General features: G+C 64.6%; 17 protein-coding genes. 4 read left to right on the plus strand and 13 right to left on the minus strand.

Annotated elements, in window-relative coordinates:
- Nucleotides 1-32: 32 nt before the first annotated feature.
- From J5J86_RS18115 to J5J86_RS18145, 7 genes are all read right to left on the minus strand, one after another.
- Nucleotides 33-1178 (minus strand): ABC transporter substrate-binding protein, encoded by a 1146-nt coding sequence (locus J5J86_RS18115; protein WP_209100509.1) that lies wholly within the window; start codon nucleotides 1176-1178, stop codon nucleotides 33-35.
- Nucleotides 1179-1205: 27 nt separating this feature from the next.
- Nucleotides 1206-2357 (minus strand): DUF1116 domain-containing protein, encoded by a 1152-nt coding sequence (locus J5J86_RS18120; RefSeq protein WP_209100511.1) that lies wholly within the window; start codon nucleotides 2355-2357, stop codon nucleotides 1206-1208.
- Between the two features lie 173 nt (nucleotides 2358-2530).
- A complete protein-coding gene (locus J5J86_RS18125; RefSeq protein ID WP_209100513.1) occupies nucleotides 2531-4159 on the minus strand; it encodes an ATP-binding cassette domain-containing protein in 1629 nt (542 codons plus the stop codon).
- Nucleotides 4156-5100 carry a branched-chain amino acid ABC transporter permease gene (locus tag J5J86_RS18130; RefSeq protein WP_209100515.1) on the minus strand — a complete coding sequence of 315 codons (945 nt, stop codon included), beginning with the start codon at nucleotides 5098-5100 and terminating at the stop codon, nucleotides 4156-4158. The genes J5J86_RS18125 and J5J86_RS18130 overlap by 4 nt, the downstream gene beginning before the upstream one ends.
- 1 nt (nucleotide 5101) lies before the next feature.
- On the minus strand, nucleotides 5102-5971 hold the full coding sequence (locus J5J86_RS18135) for a branched-chain amino acid ABC transporter permease (RefSeq protein ID WP_209100517.1): 870 nt from the start codon (nucleotides 5969-5971) through the stop codon (nucleotides 5102-5104).
- A gap of 31 nt (nucleotides 5972-6002) precedes the next feature.
- The gene (locus J5J86_RS18140; protein WP_209100519.1) at nucleotides 6003-6614 is read right to left on the minus strand and encodes a hypothetical protein; all 612 of its coding nucleotides are present in this window, start codon (nucleotides 6612-6614) and stop codon (nucleotides 6003-6005) included.
- 33 nt (nucleotides 6615-6647) lie between these two features.
- The gene (locus tag J5J86_RS18145; RefSeq protein ID WP_209100521.1) at nucleotides 6648-8012 is read right to left on the minus strand and encodes an aromatic ring-hydroxylating dioxygenase subunit alpha; all 1365 of its coding nucleotides are present in this window, start codon (nucleotides 8010-8012) and stop codon (nucleotides 6648-6650) included.
- A 328-nt stretch (nucleotides 8013-8340) separates the two neighbouring features.
- Between J5J86_RS18145 and J5J86_RS18150 the strand changes: the two genes are divergently transcribed.
- Entirely contained in the window at nucleotides 8341-9285 is a 945-nt protein-coding gene (locus J5J86_RS18150) for a LysR family transcriptional regulator (protein WP_209100523.1), read from the plus strand.
- Between the two features lie 45 nt (nucleotides 9286-9330).
- Here J5J86_RS18150 and J5J86_RS18155 read toward each other — a convergent pair whose 3' ends face one another.
- The 6 genes from J5J86_RS18155 to J5J86_RS18180 all read right to left on the minus strand — a co-directional run bounded on the left by J5J86_RS18155 (nucleotide 9331) and on the right by J5J86_RS18180 (nucleotide 15512).
- Entirely contained in the window at nucleotides 9331-10077 is a 747-nt protein-coding gene (locus J5J86_RS18155; RefSeq protein ID WP_209100525.1) for an HAD-IIA family hydrolase, read from the minus strand.
- Nucleotides 10074-10916: a phosphodiesterase gene (locus J5J86_RS18160; protein ID WP_209100527.1), complete on the minus strand. Its 843-nt coding sequence runs from the start codon at nucleotides 10914-10916 to the stop codon at nucleotides 10074-10076. Before J5J86_RS18160 ends, J5J86_RS18155 begins: the two co-directional genes overlap by 4 nt.
- Nucleotides 10917-11007: 91 nt before the next feature.
- Nucleotides 11008-12282 carry an ABC transporter substrate-binding protein gene (locus J5J86_RS18165; RefSeq protein ID WP_209100529.1) on the minus strand — a complete coding sequence of 425 codons (1275 nt, stop codon included), beginning with the start codon at nucleotides 12280-12282 and terminating at the stop codon, nucleotides 11008-11010.
- Between the two features lie 104 nt (nucleotides 12283-12386).
- The gene (locus tag J5J86_RS18170; protein ID WP_247657688.1) at nucleotides 12387-13370 is read right to left on the minus strand and encodes a carbohydrate ABC transporter permease; all 984 of its coding nucleotides are present in this window, start codon (nucleotides 13368-13370) and stop codon (nucleotides 12387-12389) included.
- On the minus strand, nucleotides 13367-14305 hold the full coding sequence (locus J5J86_RS18175) for a carbohydrate ABC transporter permease (protein ID WP_209100530.1): 939 nt from the start codon (nucleotides 14303-14305) through the stop codon (nucleotides 13367-13369). Before J5J86_RS18175 ends, J5J86_RS18170 begins: the two co-directional genes overlap by 4 nt.
- 1 nt (nucleotide 14306) lies before the next feature.
- On the minus strand, nucleotides 14307-15512 hold the full coding sequence (locus J5J86_RS18180) for an ABC transporter ATP-binding protein (protein WP_209100531.1): 1206 nt from the start codon (nucleotides 15510-15512) through the stop codon (nucleotides 14307-14309).
- A 132-nt stretch (nucleotides 15513-15644) separates the two neighbouring features.
- On the opposite strand from J5J86_RS18180, the gene J5J86_RS18185 reads away from it, so the two are divergent.
- The 3 genes from J5J86_RS18185 (at nucleotide 15645) to J5J86_RS18195 (ending at nucleotide 19109) form a co-directional block, all read left to right on the plus strand.
- Nucleotides 15645-16502: a LysR family transcriptional regulator gene (locus J5J86_RS18185; RefSeq protein WP_209100532.1), complete on the plus strand. Its 858-nt coding sequence runs from the start codon at nucleotides 15645-15647 to the stop codon at nucleotides 16500-16502.
- Between the two features lie 593 nt (nucleotides 16503-17095).
- Nucleotides 17096-18310 carry an MFS transporter gene (locus tag J5J86_RS18190; protein WP_247657689.1) on the plus strand — a complete coding sequence of 405 codons (1215 nt, stop codon included), beginning with the start codon at nucleotides 17096-17098 and terminating at the stop codon, nucleotides 18308-18310.
- A gap of 4 nt (nucleotides 18311-18314) precedes the next feature.
- Nucleotides 18315-19109 (plus strand): enoyl-CoA hydratase/isomerase family protein, encoded by a 795-nt coding sequence (locus J5J86_RS18195; RefSeq protein ID WP_209100533.1) that lies wholly within the window; start codon nucleotides 18315-18317, stop codon nucleotides 19107-19109.
- The last annotated feature ends 11 nt before the right edge of the window (nucleotides 19110-19120 follow it).

Raw genomic sequence — 19120 nt, forward strand, 5'->3', positions numbered from 1 at the left:
ACACCACACGGCGGCCCAGGCCCTCCTGCGGATCAGCGGGCGAGCGTGAACTTTCCGTCCTTGACGGTCAGCATCACCACACTGTCGCCCTTGGCACCAAAATGATCGGCGGGGCCGTAGGAATACACGGCGGTGACGCCCACATGGTCCTTCAGGCCCTCAATGGCATCGCGGATGGCTGCACGGTCAGTGACGCCGGCCTTTTTCATCGCGGCGGCCAGCATCATCACGCTGTCATAGGCATTGCCCGCAAAGGTGGCCGGCGGCTTGCCGTACTTGGCTTCATAGTCCTTCACGAAGGTTTCTATGACCGGCTTCTGCGGATCGGCGGCGGCGAGCGCGTCCGTCACATAAATCTTGGACGACGGAATGAAGATGCCGTCGGCTGCGGGGCCGGCGAGGCGGAGGAAGTTGAAGTCGTTGGCTGCGTGCGAGAGATAAAGAGGAACATCGATGCCCAGTTGCCGGGCATTCTTCACCGCGATCGCCTGCCCCGGCCCCGTTGCCCACACGACCACCGCCTGGGCATCTGTGCCGCGGATCTTGGTGAGCTGGGGCGTCATGTCCTGATCGGCATTGCCGAAGGACTGCTGCGATACGATGGTGATGCCGTAACTCGCCGCATTCTTCTCCAATTGCTCGCGCCCGCTGGTGCCGAAGGGGGAATCCGCATTCAGAAGTGCGATGCGAGTGATGCCGCGCTTCTTCATGTCTCCCATCATGACGCCCTGCACCAGCACGTCGGTGAGGGGCGCCAGGAAGATCCATTTCTTCTCCTCCGCCGGCAGGACGATGTTGCGCGAGCCGCCGTTGGAAATCATCGGGATCGCGGCGCGCTGTACCGTATCGATGATGGCGAAGGACGAACCGGAATTCATCGGCCCGACAAGGGCCGCGATGTCGCCCTGCCCGATCAGGCGCTTCACGGCGGTGACCGCGCGGGTGTTGTCGCTTTCCGTATTCACGTTCACGAACTCGACCGGACGACCATTGATGCCTCCGGACTTGTTGATCTGCTCCACGGCGAGCATGGCCCCTTCAAGGCCGGGCTGGCCGAGGGAGGCGACGGGGCCGGATGTCTCCAGCAGGCCGCCGATCTTCACGGGATCGGCAGCCTGGGCGGTGGCAACGCCCAGGGTCAGAAGCAGGACGGTCAGCTGGGTCCTTAGGGACTTCATGGCGGCAGCACCTTGGTCGGAGGGAAATCAGGAGAGGCCTTGAAGGGCCTCGGCGAAGAGAGAAAGCGGAGGGCTGTAAAGGCCGCCGCCGATGCGTCCTCGACGGCCCGCGCGGTCGAGGATGCCGAGGGTGACGGTCAGCGGTGCTCCGTACGCCACCAGGCCAGCCGCCGGCAGGCCCACGCGGGCCCGGCTTTCGGCGAAGGCAGGGTGTTCTAGCGGCAACAACCGTGCCCGCAGCGGTTCCCCTGGCGCCGCCAGCATGCCGCCGAAGCCGAGGGCATCCACCAATGCGCTGTCACCAATCGCCCCCAGGCGATCGTGCGGGGACACGCCCGCCGCGAGCGGTCCGTCCGGTGGCGTGGCCGGGATGGTGAACCACTGGCCCGGCCGGCCGCCCAGTTGCAGACCGGTGTTCACGCCGTTGGCGCCCATGGCCGTGATCAGGCTGGAGCCGGGAGTTTCGCCTGCGCCCGCCATCAGCTTGGCCGCAGCCATCCAGATGTTCAGGAAAAAGCCGGGGGCGCCGTCGAGAAAATGGCGCTCCAGCGTGTCGGTGCCGAGGCGCGGCGCGATGGCTTCGATGACATAGCGCGAGCCCATGGCGGGGCGCCCGTGGCAATCGTCACCGGCAAGGAGAGCGGCATCCGCAATGGGCAAGAGCGCAACGTCTTGGTCGGCGATGATGGAAAGCGTCGCCGCGAGATTGCCGTTGATCCACCGCAGATGCGCGAGAATGTCAGGTCCCGCAAGGCCCAGGCGCTGGGCCTTCGCCATGCCGCCATTGATGGGGGTAAAGATGCGACGGCCCGGCGCGGCGAGATCGATCACCACGTGCACGGCCATGCTCGGCGAGAGAATGGCCGCCAAGGGGACCATCGCCTGATGGTCCTGCGCGGGCGCAAGGCGGATGTCGCCGGCGAGGATTCTGGCTTCCGCCTCGACGGCGTCGCTTGCCCAGTTTTCCAGCAGCGCGGCCATGACGGCGCTGTTCAGGACGGGCCGGGCCACGCGGGCAAGGTCGATGGGCGGGCCAGCATGAAGGAGCGTGCGCGCGGGGAGGCCCATGACGTCCCCCGCCTGCCCAATGCCGCGCCACGCGGGCACCACCGCGTGCATGCGGGCGAGCGCGGCGCGGTCGGCGTCCGAAAGAGCGGGGGAAGAGGCGAAATCGTCCATGTGTCCCTCCTGGAGTCCGCGTCGAAGGCCGTGAAGGCCAGGCCGGCCGTGCTCCATCCAAGCGTCTGGGTCGGATCGGGGGAGCGGCAGTCTGGCCTGCTCCGATCCGTCTGGTTTCAAAACGTCAGAGGCGCTGCATCACCCGGATTGAGCCAACCCGAGGGGATTGAGTCCTAAATCGCGAGGGTCAGGCGGCGCGTGCCGCATGCGGCCTCGGCGCCTGCGGACGTTCCGAGATAGGCCTCCGTGATGGTGGGGTCCCGCAAGAGGTCCTGACCGCTCCCCGAGGCAGCCACACGCCCGCCCGCGAGCACCATGCCCCGGTCGGCGATAGACAAGGCGGAGGCGATGTTCTGTTCTACCAGCAGGATGGTCAGACCCTGGCGGCGCAAGCGCTCGATGGAGGCGAAAATCTCGTCGATGACTTGCGGGGCAAGGCCGAGGGACGGCTCGTCCAGCATCAGGAGGCGCGGCGCCCCCATGAGCGCCCGGCCGATGGCGAGCATCTGGCCCTGGCCACCGGAGAGCGTGCCGGCCAGTTGCCGGGCGCGCTCCTTCAGGACCGGGAAAAGCTGGTAGACCATGTCCAGCTGCTCCTGGAATTCAGCGCGCTCTGCCGCGTCCTGATAGAGCAGGTGCAGGAAGCCCCGGGCGCGGCGACGGGCATAGCGCCCAGCGGCGAGGTTTTGCGCCACTGTCAGGGAACCGAACAGGGCGCGGCCCTCCGGCACAAGGCAGATGCCGCGCGCGACCGCCGCATCTTCCGACAGCCGGCCGAGATCCTCGCCGGCAAAAGCAATGGTGCCTCCCGCAATCGGCTCCACGCGTGCGATGGCCTTCAGGAGGCTGCTCTTGCCGGCGCCATTGGCCCCCACGAGCGCCAACACCTCGCCCTGATTGAGGTGAAGGGTAACCTTGTCCACCGCGGTGAGGCCGCCATAGGCGACGGTCAGATCCCGCACCGCCAGAACCGGCGCCGATGGCGTCGGGAGGCGGGCGGCGTTCGGCACGGCTTCCACCCGTGGCTTCTCCGGCGCGCGGCGACCCAGATAAGCCTCGATCACCTGCGGGTCCGCCCGCACCGCCGCCGGGGCGCCATCGGCGATGAGACGGCCCCGGTCCAGCACCATGATACGTTGCGCGATGCGGCTCACGAGCGGCATGTCGTGCTCCACGAACAGCACCGTCTTGCCGTCGCGCCAGATGGACAGGATGACGTCCCCGAGGAACGCCTTCTCGCTCTCGTTGAGGCCAGCACCCGGCTCGTCAAGGACCAGCATGCTTGCTCCCGTGGCAAGCACGCGGGCGATGGATAGGAGGCGTCGCTGTCCGGCGCTGAGCAGGGCGGCGGGTGCATCTGCTTTCTCAAGAAGACCCACGCGGTCCAGATGTCGATCCGCCTCGGCGCGGAGGCGCCGGGCGGCGGGGAGCCGGCTGGCGCCGAAGCCGAGCCCCGCCAGGAGGCCGAGGCCGGTTCCGGGGACACCCGCCACCATGACGTTCTCCCGCACGCTGAGATGCAGGAAGGGATCGGCCGCCTGAAAAGTTCTGGCGAGGCCGCGCCTTGCCACCTGGTAGGGCTTGAGGCCCCCAAGCGTCTCGCCGCGGAAGCGCACGGTACCCACGGTCGGCGCCACCTCGCCCGAGAGCACGTTGAGGATGGTGGTCTTGCCGGCGCCATTGGGACCGATGAGGGCCACCAGTTCGCCTTCCGTCACGTCGAACCGGACCTCGCTCAAGGCCGGAAAGGTGCCGAAGGTGACGCTGGCGCGATCGACGCTGAGCAGGGGATGCGGGTTCATCGGGCGATCCCCTTTTTGAGCCGGCGCACCTGCACCGCGATTGGCGTGGCGATGCCGGCGAAAAGTCCCTCCGGAAAGAAGATGACGGAGACCACGAGGAGGACTCCGTAGGCGATCACATCGAAAGCGCCGAGTGGCTTTAGCGCCTCGCCCACCAGCGTCACGAATGCGACTCCGAACAGAACGCCCCAGACATTGGCGAAACCGCCGAGGGCTACCATCAAAAGCAACCGGACGGAAAAGCCTACGTCGAAGGGGCCTGGGCTCAGATAACCCACATAATGGGCGTAGAGCCCGCCACCGACCGCGCAGAGAAAGCCGCTGAGCATCATCACCTTTCGCTTTACGGCGGCGACATCGTTGCCCAGTGACCCGACGACCCTGTCGCCCTCGGCGATCGCCCGCATCACCAGGCCGACCGGCGAGGCGATGAGGTTCTGCGCCAGCAGCAAGGCGAGGATCAGCGCGCCCCACACAATGGGCAGCACCTGGGCATCGGTGATGAGGTCCGTGCCGAAGAGAGACAGCGGCGCGATGCCGGAAAGGCCGTTCGGACCGCCCGTCAGGCCGTGCATCTCCACGAAGGCAATCTGGACGATGATGCCGAAGGCGAGCGTCGCCATGGCCAGGTGGTGGCCCTTCAGGCGGAACACCAGCCACCCGATGGCCCAAGCAATGCCACCTACCAGCAGGGAGGCAAGAAAGACGCCGGGCAGCGGGGAAATGCCAATCGCCCGGCTCAGCAACGCCGCGCCATAGGCCCCAAGGCCGTAGAAGGCCGCATGTCCCAGGGAAATCTGGCCGGTATAGCCTGTGAGCAATGTCAGCCCGAGCGCGGGCAGTGCCTGGAGGCCGATCACCACCGCCAGGCTGACGGCGTAATCGCTGCCGGCGAAGGTGCACGCTGCGAGGGTTGCAAGAAGCAGGAGCATGCGGATCATGTCAGCCCCTCACCTTTTCCATGTCGCCGAACAGTCCGCCGGGACGGAACAGCAGGAAGGCGAGCAGCAGTACGAAGGCGATGGCGTTCTTGTAGCCGGAGCTCACATAGCCCGCCGCGAAGGCTTCGAGAATGCCGAGCAGGATGCCGCCGAGCGCTGCGCCGATAGGACCGCCGAAGCCGCCCACGATGCACGCCACGAAGCCCTTGATGCCCAGTTGGAGGCCGCTGTCATATTGAGTGAGGGCGATGGGCGCGACCACGATCCCGGCAATCGCCCCGAGCGCACCAGATACGATGAAGCTGATGAGGCTCATGGTGCCCACGCGGATTCCCACGAGGCCGGCTGCGAAGGGGTTGATGGCGCAGGCCCGGAACATCTGGCCGAGAAACGTCTTCCGGAACAGCAGTTCGAGTGCGATCATGGCGGCGAGCGCAGTCCCGATCACCCACAGGGCCTGCGGCGCGATGGTGGCGCCACCGATGCGCAAGGGAGCATCGCCGGAGAAGGCCGGCATGGGCTGAGCGTCGGTTCCCCAGACGAGGGCGGCGACACCATGCAGGATGACGCCAATGCCGATGGTGACGATGATGCCCCGGACGACATCCGAACGCACCGGCCGGATCGCCGTCCGTTCGATCACCGCCGCCACAAGGCAGGTCGCGATCACGGCAAGCAGCACGGCAAGCGGGAGCGGCACCCCGAAGGCCAGCAGCGTGATGGCGGACATGGCGCCCACCATGGCGAAATCGCCTTGGGCAAAGTTCACGATGCCGGTCACGTTGTAGATGCACGTGAATCCCACCCCGATGAGCCCGTAGATGCTGCCGACCACGATGCCGCTGAGCAGGAACTGAAGCGCGTCCGTCATGTCCGATCCTCCGCTGATGGCACGGCCGCGCCTAGGTTCGGACCCAGGTTTCCGAGAAGGCCAGGAATGCCGAGCTTTTCACCGTGTCGGCGCAATTGCGGGTCGTGACGGAGCCCTTCAGGGGGCGGCCGTTGATGGTTACGCCCGCATCGGGCGCATCCAGGAAGACGCTGTACATTTCGTGCGCCTTGGTGGGTCCCTTTTCGGGCGGCATGTCCACCGCATAGGGCGCGGTAAGGTTGTTCCAGGTGGCGACCACCTCGAACTGCTCTGACCGGACGATCTCGCGGTAGGTGGAGCGGGTGTCGCCCTCCCGCCGCACCGCGATGGCCGACAGATAGCTCAAGGCCTCAATCCCCGGCGACACGCGGAAGGCTGCGAACTTGGAGAAGAAGTCTGCCACCAGGTAGCGCGCGAGTTCTTCATTGTCCGAGATGCAGAAATTGGCCACGTCCGGCAGGCCCTGCGCGGTGTTCGGCTGATCCAGCACCACGATCCCGCTGCCCAGGCCATAGGGTGAATAGACGATGCGGAAGAAGCACATGAGCCCGGTCCAGGGACCATCGGGCTGTTCTTTCAGATAGATTCCGGGATTTTCGCCGCTCCAGTCGATGGGGCCGGGTTGGATCGGATGCTTGGTCACGGGCAAATCCTTGTGCTGAAAAGCGGGCGCGGTTCACTCTGCCGCGCGCGGCAGAAGGGAGCGCTGATAGTCGAGCAGCTTGCTGCGGACAGCTTCGAGCCGGTCGTCGCCGTCGTGATGGTCTCCCTCGACCACGATCTCCGTCACCCGCCGGCCGACCTCCTCCAGCAGTTCCAGGTCATCGACACCTTCCAGAGGGGGAAGGTCGAGAACCGTGTCGTGGCAATAAGTGGGGATGAGGCCGTTGGACCTGTGCCGCGACAGCGGGATGTCCTCGCCGGTCGCCAGGCGCCGGATGTCGCGGCGCAGGAGCTTGCGGAACAGCACCACGCCCTTGTCGCAATAAGTCAGGTGTTCCAGCGCATGGATGGCGATGGGCCGCTGGGTGACGATGGCGTCGTAATCACCGGGGAGGCGCTGGCGCTCCTCGAAGCTGCCGCCGGCACCCTGGCCGTAGAAATCGACCGATCCGGGGCCACACTGGTCCTCGCGGGCGATGCCGCGCGGGTCCACCTCCGGGTGGAAATGGCGCCAGCCGATCACCTTGCAGGTGCGGTTGTCGATGGGCGTGGTCCAGCGCGTGATCCCCACACGGCCGAACTGCTTGGCCTCCTGTCCATCCTCCCAGATGTGTCCCACCTGGGCCAGGTTCGGCATCAGGATGTCATTGGAACGGACCCAGACCTTGTCCTTCCAGCGGCGGGTGGTGACGTAGATCATGCCCGTGGGCGTCTCTACGAAATCCATCACGGGGAGCTCACCCCATGTATCGGAGAAGTGGGAGAAGGTCACGCGAGTATGCAGGAACACCGCATGCGCCGGGTCCATCACGTTTTCCTGCACCTGCAACCAGTTGCAGGGATAGCTGACCGAATAGGGCACCAGCTTGTCGCCCGGATATTCATAGGAATCATAGACCGGGAAGTCTGGCATCGTCTCCACGGGGCCGAAATAGCCGAAGACGAGCCCCTTATATTCCCGTGCCGGATAGGCTCCGTGATAGAGGCGGTCCTTCAACGTGCTGCCGGGCGGGTCGCCGGGCGTCTCCAGGACCTTTCCGTCCATGCCGAACAGCCAGCCATGATAGCAGCAGCGCAGGCCGCATTCGGTGGGCAGGCCGAATTCCAGAGACGTCCCACGGTGGGGACAATGGCGATCAAGAATGCCGTACTCACCGCTGGTGTTCCGGAAGACCACCAGGTCTTCACCGAACATGCGCACGCCCAGCGGGACATCTGTAACTTCGCAGGTCAGCGCCACGGGCTGCCAGTAACGCCGGAGCAGTTCACCGCCCGGGGAGCCCTTTTCCACATGGGTGAGCTCGGCATTTTCCTCCGGAATCGGGCCGTTCAGATAGCCAGCGAAGGGCTTGGAGAGAAACTGCTTTTGGATCGCCATGGGGCAATTCTCCGTGGGCTGCGGAGGAGGAGTAGCGTCCTTTCCGGAGCGGCTCCGCTCGATGTGGGACGAGAATTGCGCCGGCTCCTGAGATTGGCAAATCGAATTAATACGATTACAAATTCAATAAATACGAATTTAACTCTTGACATAAATTGTGCTGTGCGGCGCGGGTTTGAGCATATGCGAGATGGGTGCGCGGAGTTTTTGCCATCTGCTGGATTTATAGGCTCAGAGTGCATGCTCTTCGCGCAGTCATGGGGCGGGGCGACCACCGCCTGTCCAGGAGATGGGCAATCACAAGAGGTCGCCATTTGGGGAGGCAGGCATGAGTGAAAGCCAGGATGCCTGGCGTGACGTGCCCAATCTCAGCCTTCGCCAGCTGGCCTATTTTCTGACGACCGCGAACCATCTGAGCGTGCTGCGGGCCTCGGAGACGCTGAATGTGTCACCTTCGTCCGTCTCCACCGCCATCTCGCAGATGGAACGCACGCTGGGGTTGAAGCTGTTCACCCGCCGACATGCCCGCGGCATGCTCTTGACGCCCGCCGGACGCGACCTCGCGGTCCATGCCCGCAGCATCCTGCTGCATGTGCGGGAAATCGAGACGATGGGGGAACGGGGCGGATCGCGCGCCGCCATTCGCCTCTCCATCGGTTGTCTGAATACGTTTGCGCCCTACCTCGTCCCGAAGCTGATGCAGGAGGTGGAGCGGGAGCACCCCAAGATCCAGGTTCGCTGGCACGAGGACAGCCACGACGGGCTGCTGGAGAGCCTTCACAGCGGCGCGCTCGACCTCGCGATCCTCTACGACTATGACCTGCCCACCACGGTGCAGGCCGTCGCCTTGCGCAGCATGCCCGTTCAGCTCGTCGTTCCGGCGGGACACGCCATCCTTCAGCGGGAGCGGCCGCGCCTGTCGCACATGGTCAAAGAACCTTTCATCCTGCTCGATATGCCCAAGACGCGGGACTATTTCCTCTCCATTTTCGCTGCCGAGGGGCTTGAGCCGCGCATCGCCTATCGCACCGGTTCGTTCGAGATGCTGCGGAGCATGGTGGCCAATGGCTTCGGCTATACGGTCCTCAACTTCTCGCCACCCTATCTGGCTGAGGACCACGGACGGCTCGCCTCTCGCCCTCTCGATGGCCCTTTTCGCGCCCAGGAACTGGTGCTGGCACGCCTCTATCGCGTTCGTCCGCCCTCCCGCCTTGAGCAATTGGTGCTGACCATGCGTGCGTGCGTTGCGACATTGAGAGCTTCAACCGAATAGGGCGGGGCGATCGGCGAAGTCAGGCGTTCGCCATGGGGGCACGCATCAGACCTCCTGGGGCTGCAGGGGCTCCAGCAGTTCTGCAATATCGCGTGCCCCTCCCCGGCCGATCGCCGCAAACGCGATGCCCAGCCGGCGCGCGCCTTCGCCATCCGTGGCCGGATTGTCGCCGATAAGAATGCTGCGGTCCGCACGCGAGCCCGTCTTCCGGAGTGCGATGTCGAACAGCGCCGCTTCTGGCTTGCCAATCACCTGGTAGCGAAGGCCGGGCAGGCAAGTGATGATGGCCGCCAGCAGCGCCCCTGTCTCGGGCACGAGCCCCCCCTCGGCAGAAGGATGGGTGGCGTCGATATTCGCCACCACAAGCCGCGCCCCGGCGCGCAGCAACCCCACCACATGTTCAAGACGGGCATAGCTAAAGGCGATATCGCGCGTGAGCAGGACCATGTCTGGGTCGCGCTCCACCAGCACCAGCCCCTGCCCCCGCGCATAAGCGGCCAGTTGCGCGGACCCGCATAGTGTCACCCGCGCACCTAGCGCATGGGCCGCGATCTGGTCGACCGCTGTCGCGCCCGCCAGCACGATCCGCTCCGGTGGGATGGGCAGGCCCAGGCGCGCGAGGTGCGCGCCCAGGGTTTGGGGCGTGTCGGTGGAATTGTTCGACACCGCGACCAAGCGGGCCCCGAAGCGCGACACCAGTTCGCGCGCCCCGGGAAGCACCCTCTCTCCCGCCAGCAGACAGCCGTCAATGTCACAGAGGATCGCCTCGTACCGATCGAGTGCGAGGCTCATTCGAATCGTCCTTCCACCGCCGTTTCATCGTGCAGCCAGAAGTGCGGGCCGTCATAAAGAAACGACCGGTGATGGACCGTGAGTGCCTCGGGCGAGACACGGACCAGCGCATAGTCTGGCGCCTCGAGGGTGCCTGGGATCTGGTCGGGCGCCTCGAAGTCGAAGCCCACCTGATGCATGAGTGAGCGCTGAATATAATAGGGTACCCCGCGCCACAGGCCGAAAATCGGCCGGTGGACGTGGCCGTGGAACATGGCGTCCGGACGGCGCCCGACCCGCTCGAACACGGCCCATTGGGCTTCGGCATCGCGCATGATGTAGCGATCCATGGAGCGTACGCCCACCTTGCCGCTGTGGTGGTGCTGGAACAGCAAGAGTGGCCGGTCCTCGGGGGCCTCGCGCAAAGCCCGCTCCAGGAATTCCAGCCGCTTGACGCATAGCGTGCCGACGTGGGTCTGCCCGTCCTCATCCAGGGTGTCGAGGGTCAGGATGCTGGCCGCCGGAAAGATCCGCAGCGCCTGAACGAAGCCGTTGCCGTCATCGTCGGCATCGGGGAAGACCGTCCGGAACGGCCCACGCCGGTCATGGTTGCCGAGCATGAGGATCGCCGGCGCTTTCAGGCGCGCGAGGCCACCCGCCAGGTTCTCATAGGCCTCGGCTTCCCCCAGATCAGCCAAGTCGCCAGCAAACAGGACGAAGGCAAGATCCGGATGATCCCGGTTGATCACGTCGATGGCGGCGTCCAGGCGGACGCGCGGGTCGATGCCGTAGAGCGTGTGGCCCGGTGGGCCGAAATGGGCATCGGTCAGGATGGCGAACGCGAGGTCGTGGCCGCTCATGGTCGGCATTGCTCCCTGTCGGAGGGTATGACTTTGGACCTGAAACCGCACCAACGGGGAGCCGCCCTTCCAGGCGGCCCCCCGCCTGGCGTCACTTGGCGAGGAGCGTGGTCACCTCGTCCTGGAGTTCGTCGCGCAGCGCCGGCATGTTGTTGGCCTTGCCGGTGACGATCGTCTCGATGCCGTCATAGATGACTTGAGTCACGGCCAGGCCATTGGCACCCGGATAAGGCTGCCATTCCCGCAGCAGCGGCAATTCGCGCACTGCGGTCTCCTTGTTGGGGTTCTGCTTGTAGAAGTCCGCCAGGATCAACTCGTTGGCGGCCTTGTTCGGCGGCATGTAGCCGGTTGTGCGGGCGACATCCGCCGCGCCCTCGCCCGAGGTGATGTATTTGAGCCACTTCCACGCGGCCTCCACCTTCTTGGGATCCTTCGAAGTGGTCACGAGCATGGCGGCATTGCCGCCGGCCGGCAGGCCCTTGGGGCCGGAAGGCTCAAGGCCTGGGAATTCGTGGGTCACCAAGGTCCAGTTGCCCTTGGAGCGCTCCACCGCGCCGAGTTCGGAAGTGGAGGTGAAGTACATGGCCACCTGCCCCGCAGCGAAGGCCTTCTGCGCCTCGGCGAGGGAGTAATTGGGCATGGAGCAGCCGCGGAACAGCTTCTTCATGGTCTCAAGCGCGGTAAGGCCGGCATTGCTGGCGAGATTGAACTTGCCGTTCTTCATCAGGGGCTCGCCCTGGGTCCACATCAGGGCCTGGAGGAACCAGTTGCCGGTGATGTTCCAGGTCCAGAACATGGGGGTCTTGATGCCGGCGGTCTGGAGCTTGCCGCAGAGGCCGACAACCTCGTCCCAGGTCTTGGGCAATTGGTCGGGCGAGGTGATGCCGACCTTGGCCATCAGGTCCATATTGTAATAGCCGACCGGCAGCGACACCGCGAAGGGGAGCCCGTAGACAGCCCCGCCCGAGGTGCCGAGATCCAGCATCGCCTTGTGGTAGCCATCGCGGGCGAAATCAGGCTCTTTGCTGATGAAGGGCTCCAGCGACCGGGCGATGCCCTTGTCCACCAGGATGGCCTGGCGGTTGAGACCCTGGATGGTCACGTCGGGCAGGTTTCCCGACACAGCCTCGCGCAGGATCGTGTTGGTTCCGTCTTCATAGTCCTTGTAGGCCGCGCGCATCCGGACTTCGATGTCGGGATATTCGGCATGAAACTTGGGCAGGATCCGCTGGAAGGTCACGTCGAAGAGATACGAATAGGTATAGGCGAACTCCACGACGGTCTTTTCCTGGACTGGAGACTGGGCTTGGGCGTTCGCCGAAAGACCAGCCGCGAGCACCACGGCAGCAGCGAGGAAGCGTTTCACGGTGTTTCTCCGTTAAGTCTTAGTCGAGAGGCTCCGTTCGGTGGCAGCCTTGGCGCTGCCCCCGTTTTCCCCTCCGCGCCGTGCGGAGGTCTCGACGCGGCCGGCTACTTCATGCCGGACAGCGTGATTCCTTCGATGAAGCGTCGCTGCGCGAGCAGGAAGGCGACCACGAGTGGCGCGACGATTACCGTTGCGCTTGCCATCATCGGTCCGTACAGGCTGCCGTCACCGCCGCCCCCCCGGAATTCGTGCAGGCCGAGCGGCGGCGTGAACAGGCTGCGGTCGCCCGTCACGACCACGCGCGGCCAGAAGTAATCGTTCCAGTGCGAAACCACCGAGAAGATGGCGAAAGCCAGCAGGGCCGGCACGGCCGCCGGCAGCATCACCTTCCAGACGATGGAGAATTCCCCCATGCCGTCCATGCGTGCGGCATCGATCAGTTCGTCCGGCACGGTCATGAAGAACTGCCGCATGAGGAAGATGCCGAAGACGGAGATGGTCCAGGGAATGACCAGCGCCGCATAGCTGTTGGTCAAACCCAGCTTCGCCAGCGCGATGTAGAGCGGCAGCGCTATGGCGTGGATCGGGATCAGAAGACAGAACAGGACCAGGCCGAATACAAGGTCGCGCCCCCAGAATTTCAGCTTGGCCAGCGCATAGGCGGCAGGCAGCGCGACCATGACCTGCAGCAGGAAGATCGAGGCGGTGACGATGATGCCGTTGAGGAGGTAGAGCAGCAAGGGGGCCTGCGAGAAGGCCGAGACATAGTTGAAGATGGCGGGCCGGGTCGCACAGGTCTCTCGGACCCCGGCAAGTATCTCCCGGCGCGCGCCCGCCTCATCGAGCCCCTCCCGCTTGTGCATGGCGGCCTCAATGGCGGCGCGGTCGGGCTCGTTGCGCTTGACGCAGTATTCGTCCGTCATCACCGCCTGCGCGCCAAAGAATCCGCCCTCGTTCCGCTCGATCTCGCCCGGTGATTTAAGGGAGGTGGAAAGCATGACGTAGAAGGGCAGCGCGACAATCAGGGCGCCGACCATCAGCATGACATGCTTCAGCGTCTCCGCCAGTGAAAAGCGATGGGCCGTCATGCGTAATGCGCTTTCTTCTCAAGCATGCGCTGCTGGATCAGCGATGTGACCACGATGCAGGCGAGGAAAATCATGGCGATGGCAGCACCGATGCCGATCAGGTTCTCCCGGATGCCCTTCTCGTACATGGCAAAGAGGATGACGTAGGCACTCCGTGACGGCCCCGCCCCCTGCTCGTAGAAGCCCTCGACGATGTCGAACACCTGGAATGACCGGATGAGGGTGATGGTGACGACGAACACGGTGGTGGGGCCGAGCATGGGCCATGTGACGAGCCGAAAGCGGTCCCAGGCCGTGCGTGCGCCGTCCATCTCGGCGGCGTGGTAGAGCTCGCGCGGCACGGAGGTCAGGCCCGCAAGATACAGCACCATATTGAAGCCGAAGCCTTGCCATACACCCACGAAACATACGGTCCAGATGGCGTAGGACCTGTCGCCGAGCCAGAGCGGAAAGCCCGTCCGGCAGGACTCATCGAACCAGCTCCACGCGTGCAGCCAGCCAGTGCCACAGAATGAGGCCAGCGTGGCGTTGATCACGCCGAGGGTGGGGTGAAGGGCAAAGCTCCAGACAATGGACATGGCCATCAGTGTCGCCATGGCCGGGAGGAAGAAGACCGTCTTGTAGAAAGCGGCGCCCCAGCGCAGCGAACGGATGAGAAGAGCTGCGCCAAGACCCAGGCCGATGGAAAGTGGCGTGACCGTCAGCACATAGGTCAGCGTCGCCTCGATCATGGCCTGGTAGCGGCTCTGGGTGAGGATTTTCTGATAATTTTCAAGCCCCACCCAGCCGGGAGCGGCGCCCCCGAGGCTGTAGTCGGTGAAGGACAGCACGGCTGCTCCGGCAATGGGCAGCAGCAGGATCAGGACCATCAGCGTCAGCGCGGGGGCGACGAAGGCCCAGCCGGCGCGCTGTGCGGCGCGGCTTGTGGTGGACATGTCAGACCCCCACCGCCAGCGCGCGCAGAGGGGCGCCCAGGGTCTCAGGGGGCGTCAGGGCGCTTGCCGCGGGATCGCGAAAGGCGATCCGGGCACCGGACGCGTTGAAGGCCAGAGTCTTGTCTGGATCGAGCCGAAGCCATGCCACAGCTCCGATCGAGAGGCCTCGCGCCACCTGCGGCAAGGCGCGCACCACGAGGCGATGCCGGGCACCGCCATCCTCCAGCGCGGCATGAAGGAAGACGTCGGCCCCCAGGTTTTCCTTATGAATCACCCGAGCTTGAAAGGCGTTTGCGCCCCCTTCCCTCTCGATCGCCACATGCTCGGGCCGCGCCGCGAGCGTCACAGCCCGCTCCCCCGCGGCAACGCGCCGGTGCAGGGGGGCGCCGAGCACCGTGACGCGCCCCTCCGGGTCCACCTCCCCTGGCAACGTGTTGATCTTCGGGCTGCCGATGAATTCCGCGACCCGCAGGTCCTGCGGGTCATCATAGATCTGGTCGGGCGACGCGGTCTGGAGGATCTCGCCTCCCATCATGACGGCGATGCGGTTCGACATGGTCAGGGCTTCAGCCTGATCGTGCGTGACATAGATGAAGGTCGTGCCCAGCGAGCGATGTAACTCCGCCAGTTCGGCCCGCATATGGACCCGCAGCGCGGCATCGAGGTTGGACAAGGGCTCGTCCATCAGGAAGGCGGCTGGCTTACGAACCATGGCCCGCCCCAGAGCCACGCGCTGACGCTGGCCGCCCGAGAGTTGGCCGGGCTTGCGCTGGAGCAGCGGCTCGATCTTGAGCGTGCGTGCCACATCGCTCACCGCGCTGCGCATGGTGCGCAGCTTCTCCCGCCGCCGGGGCAGAAGCCCCCCGAGGATCGGCAGCCGCTCGACCGTGGAAAGGTCGCGCAACCGCAGCGGGGTCATCATGTTTTCTTCGACGGTCAGGTGCGGGTAGAGCGCGTAGGATTGAAATACCATGGCGAGGTCGCGTGCGCTCGGGCGGACACCAGCAACGTTCCTGCCGCCGATCACGATGTCCCCGCTGCACCCATCTTCAAGGCCGGCAATGATGCGCAGTAGCGTCGACTTCCCGCAGCCGGACGGGCCAACCAGGGAGATGAACTCGCCGTCCGCCACCTGGAGCCCCACGCCCTTGAGGATCTCAGTGCCGCCAAACGCCTTCCTGATGTTGCGCAAGTCGATCGCGGCCATCTGCGCCTCCGTCATCGCGAGAAGTTCGCGTTGGCTTTTGGCGGCCCAGTGCAACAACAATGTTACAAACATAAGCAATGCTTATGGATGACCTCACCTCGTGGGACCTGCATTTCGCCCATGGATCGCCAGATGCTCCTGACCAGCGCGCGGGTCCGCGCGTTCAACGCCGTGCTCGAAACCGGAAGCTTCTCGGCCGCTGCCAAGAAGCTCGGACTGTCGCAACCGGCGATCACCCAGTCCGTGCGCGAGATCGAACGGGCGGCCGGGGTCACCCTGTTCGAGCGTCGCGGCCGGACCCTGTCACCAAGCCCCCTGTGCGCCGAGCTTTACCGGCTGACTGCGGAATCCGAACGCTGCGAGACCGAGGCGCTGCGCCTACTGAGGCAGCACGCAAATCTGGAAACCGGCACCTTCCATGTGGGTCTGGGCAATTCGACGCCCGGCATGGCGCTGATCCGCGAATTTCGCCGCCGGTTCCCGGGCATGCAGGTGCAGGTGGAGCTTGGCTCCTGGGCCCAGATCATCGCTGCCGTGGTGGAGCAGCGCGTCGACGTGGGCGTGCTGCCGAACGTGCCGGATGACGGCCGGTTCGTCCGCAAGACCTGCCTGAAACAGGATGTGGTGGCGATCGTGGCAGAGGATACCGCGCTGGCCCAGGTCACGCAGACCAGTTGCGCGGAACTGATGCGCCATCCCCTCATCTTCCGAACGGCCACCTCGTCGACCCAGCGCGTAGTGGACCGGGGCTTTCGCAATGGTGGCTTCACGCCCAGACCTACCATGGTCCTCGATACGCGAGACGGCGTCTATGAAGCCGCTGCCAACGGGCTCGGCGTTGGCTTCATGTGGGAGTTCGGCTCAAGCCGGGAGGATAGGATCCGCAAGTTGCGCGTGATCGATTTCGAACACGGGCATGCCGAGCACATCTTCCATCTGGCGGTGCGCACCGGGCCTCTGATCACAGCCTTCAAGGAAATTCAGCTCTAGCCACTCATCTCTAGCCAATTGGGCAGGCGGCCATGCGGAGGGGCACAATGTCCACTCGATCTGGGCAGGCATGATGCACCATCGCGGGCGGGAAGTGGCCTCTTCCCTCCCCATCCAAGGCGTCACGCGTGAGGCCGGCAGGCCCGACCGGTTTGGCGTGACCACCTTTCCCTCATCTCTGTCGACGCCGGACCTCCATGCGGAGCCACCGGCGGGCTCGTGTTGGTCGATTGGCCCATAACGCAATTGACAGAAAATACTGGCTGGTATCATATCGTCCCAGTTAGTAATTTCTCCCGATCCGAGCACGCCAATCGCATCGGGCAGGACGCCGCGAGGGGGCACTACACAAACGAAGGATGAGCCTGCGCTCCATAGCGCCGCTATGCCAGCGCGTGCAGCGCCGTCGCGCGAATTGAATTTCTCTTTCAAATCAAAAAACGCCAGGAGGAAACACAGTGTCTCTCAACGAACTGAGAGCTGCCCGGTCGCAGCCCCATTCAGAAAGCGAAAGTGAGTCTCTTTATAAGAAAATTACCTGGAGATTCGTTCCATTGCTATTTTGTTGCTACGCGATCGCGTATCTTGATCGTGTGAATATTGGATTCGCCAAGCTGCAGATGCTCTCGGACCTCGGCTTCTCGGATGCCGTCTATGCTTTTGGTGCGAGCATCTTTTTCGTGGGCTACGTCGTCTTCGAGATTCCCAGCAATATCGTGCTGCACAAAATCGGAGCCAGGATCTGGATCTCCCGGATCATGATCACTTGGGGCATCGTCTCCGCCGCCATCGCTTTCGTCGATCCCGTCGCCGCCTGGACCGGTCTCGGCAAGGAGATGACCTTCTATATCCTCCGCTTCCTGCTGGGCGTCAGCGAGGCAGGCTTCTTTGCGGGCATCGTGCTCTATATCAGCTATTGGTTTCCGGCAGAGCGCCAAGCCAAGGTCATGGCCGGATTCATTGTCGCCATTCCTATCAGCCTGATCGTTGGCGGCCCAATCTCGGGCGCGCTGATGGACCATTTCCACGACGTGCACGGCCTTGCCGGCTGGCAATGGATGCTGGTTCTGGAGGGCCTGCCGGCGGTCGTTCTGGGCATGGTTGTTTTCATGTATCTCGACAGTTCCGTCGCGGATGCCAAGTGGCTGAGCGAGGCCGAGAAGTCGATGATCACGGCCAATCTGCGGATCGACGACCGTCACAAGCGCCACAATTTCTCAGCGGTGGTCGGGGATTACCGGGTCTGGGTGATGGCGGGCATTATGATTTGCTACAGCACCGGCATCTATGGCCTGTCGTTCTGGCTGCCGACCATCATCAAGAATGCGGGCATCAAGAGCGCGTTCGACATCGGCCTGCTCTCGGCCATCCCGTGGCTGACCTCTGCAATCGCCATGATTGCCAATGCCGTCCATTCGCGGAAGATGAATGAGCGGCGCTGGCACGCGGCGGTTCCCTCCTTCATCGCGGGTTTCAGCTTCATCCTGGCGGCGCTCACGGCCAACAATCTGCCCGTGGCCCTGTTCTTCCTCTCGGTGTCCGCTGCCGGCGTCATGGCTCATGCGCCCGTCTTCTGGACCTTTCCGGCCTCCGTCCTCTCCGGCACGGCGGCAGCCGCCGGCATCGCCCTCATTACGTCCATCGGGTCCACCTCGGGCTTTGTGGGCTCCTATGCGGCGAGCCTCGCCAAGGACCTCACGGGGGATATCAACAACGGCACCTATGTGCTTGCGGCCCTGATGCTGCTGGGCGGCGTTCTGGTGCTGGTGATCCCCAAGCAGACGCTGTCTTCCCGCCTTGAGAAGTGATGCCATGCCCCTGAACTTTGTCGATGTCAGCGTGGCGGGTGCCGTCACCACTCTGCGCATGAACCGGCCCGACGTCATGAATGCCATGGACGCCGCGCTGCTGGAAGATCTGCTGCAGGCGGCCGAAACGGCCGTGGCTGACCCTGAATGCCGCGTCATCGTGCTGACGGGCGCCGGCCGAGCCTTCTGCTCCGGTGGAGATATCTCCACCGGCCTGGAGACGGTCAATGGCGAGGGCACGCTCGACCAGCAGGCGGCGCGCCTGCGGCGTTTCATGCGCATCAGCGAGCGACTTTACACGACGGAGAAGATCACAGTCGCGGCCATCAATGGCGCCTGCGCCGGCGCGGGCCTCTCGCTGGCTTGTGCCTGCGACTTCCGGCTGGCGGCGGAGACGGCCAAGTTCGCCACCGCCTTCCAGAATGTGGGTGTCTCGGGGGACTTCGGCATCTCCTGGCTGCTGCCGCGCCTTGTTGGTCCCGCCTTGGCGCGCCAACTGATGCTGGATCCCAAGACGCTAAGCGCCGAACAGGCGCGGGCGATCGGCCTTGTGGGCGAGGTGCATCCGGTGGGCGAGTTGGCAGGGGCCGTGGACGCGCTGGTGGGTCGTCTCCTTGCCCGCACGACGCTCTCGCTGCGCTATGGCAAACTCAACCTCGCCGAGACCTTTGATCTGAGCTTTTCCGACCATATGGACAGGGAGGCGCGCCGCCACGCCGAATGCTGCCGCAGCGCGGAAGCGAAGCGCGCCGCCAGCGCCTTCTTCGAGCGCCGGGCGCCCAAAGCCGCCGGTGCCTGAGACCGCCCGCC

Source organism: Aquabacter sp. L1I39 (assembly GCF_017742835.1).
In the GTDB taxonomy this organism is placed as follows: domain Bacteria; phylum Pseudomonadota; class Alphaproteobacteria; order Rhizobiales; family Xanthobacteraceae; genus L1I39.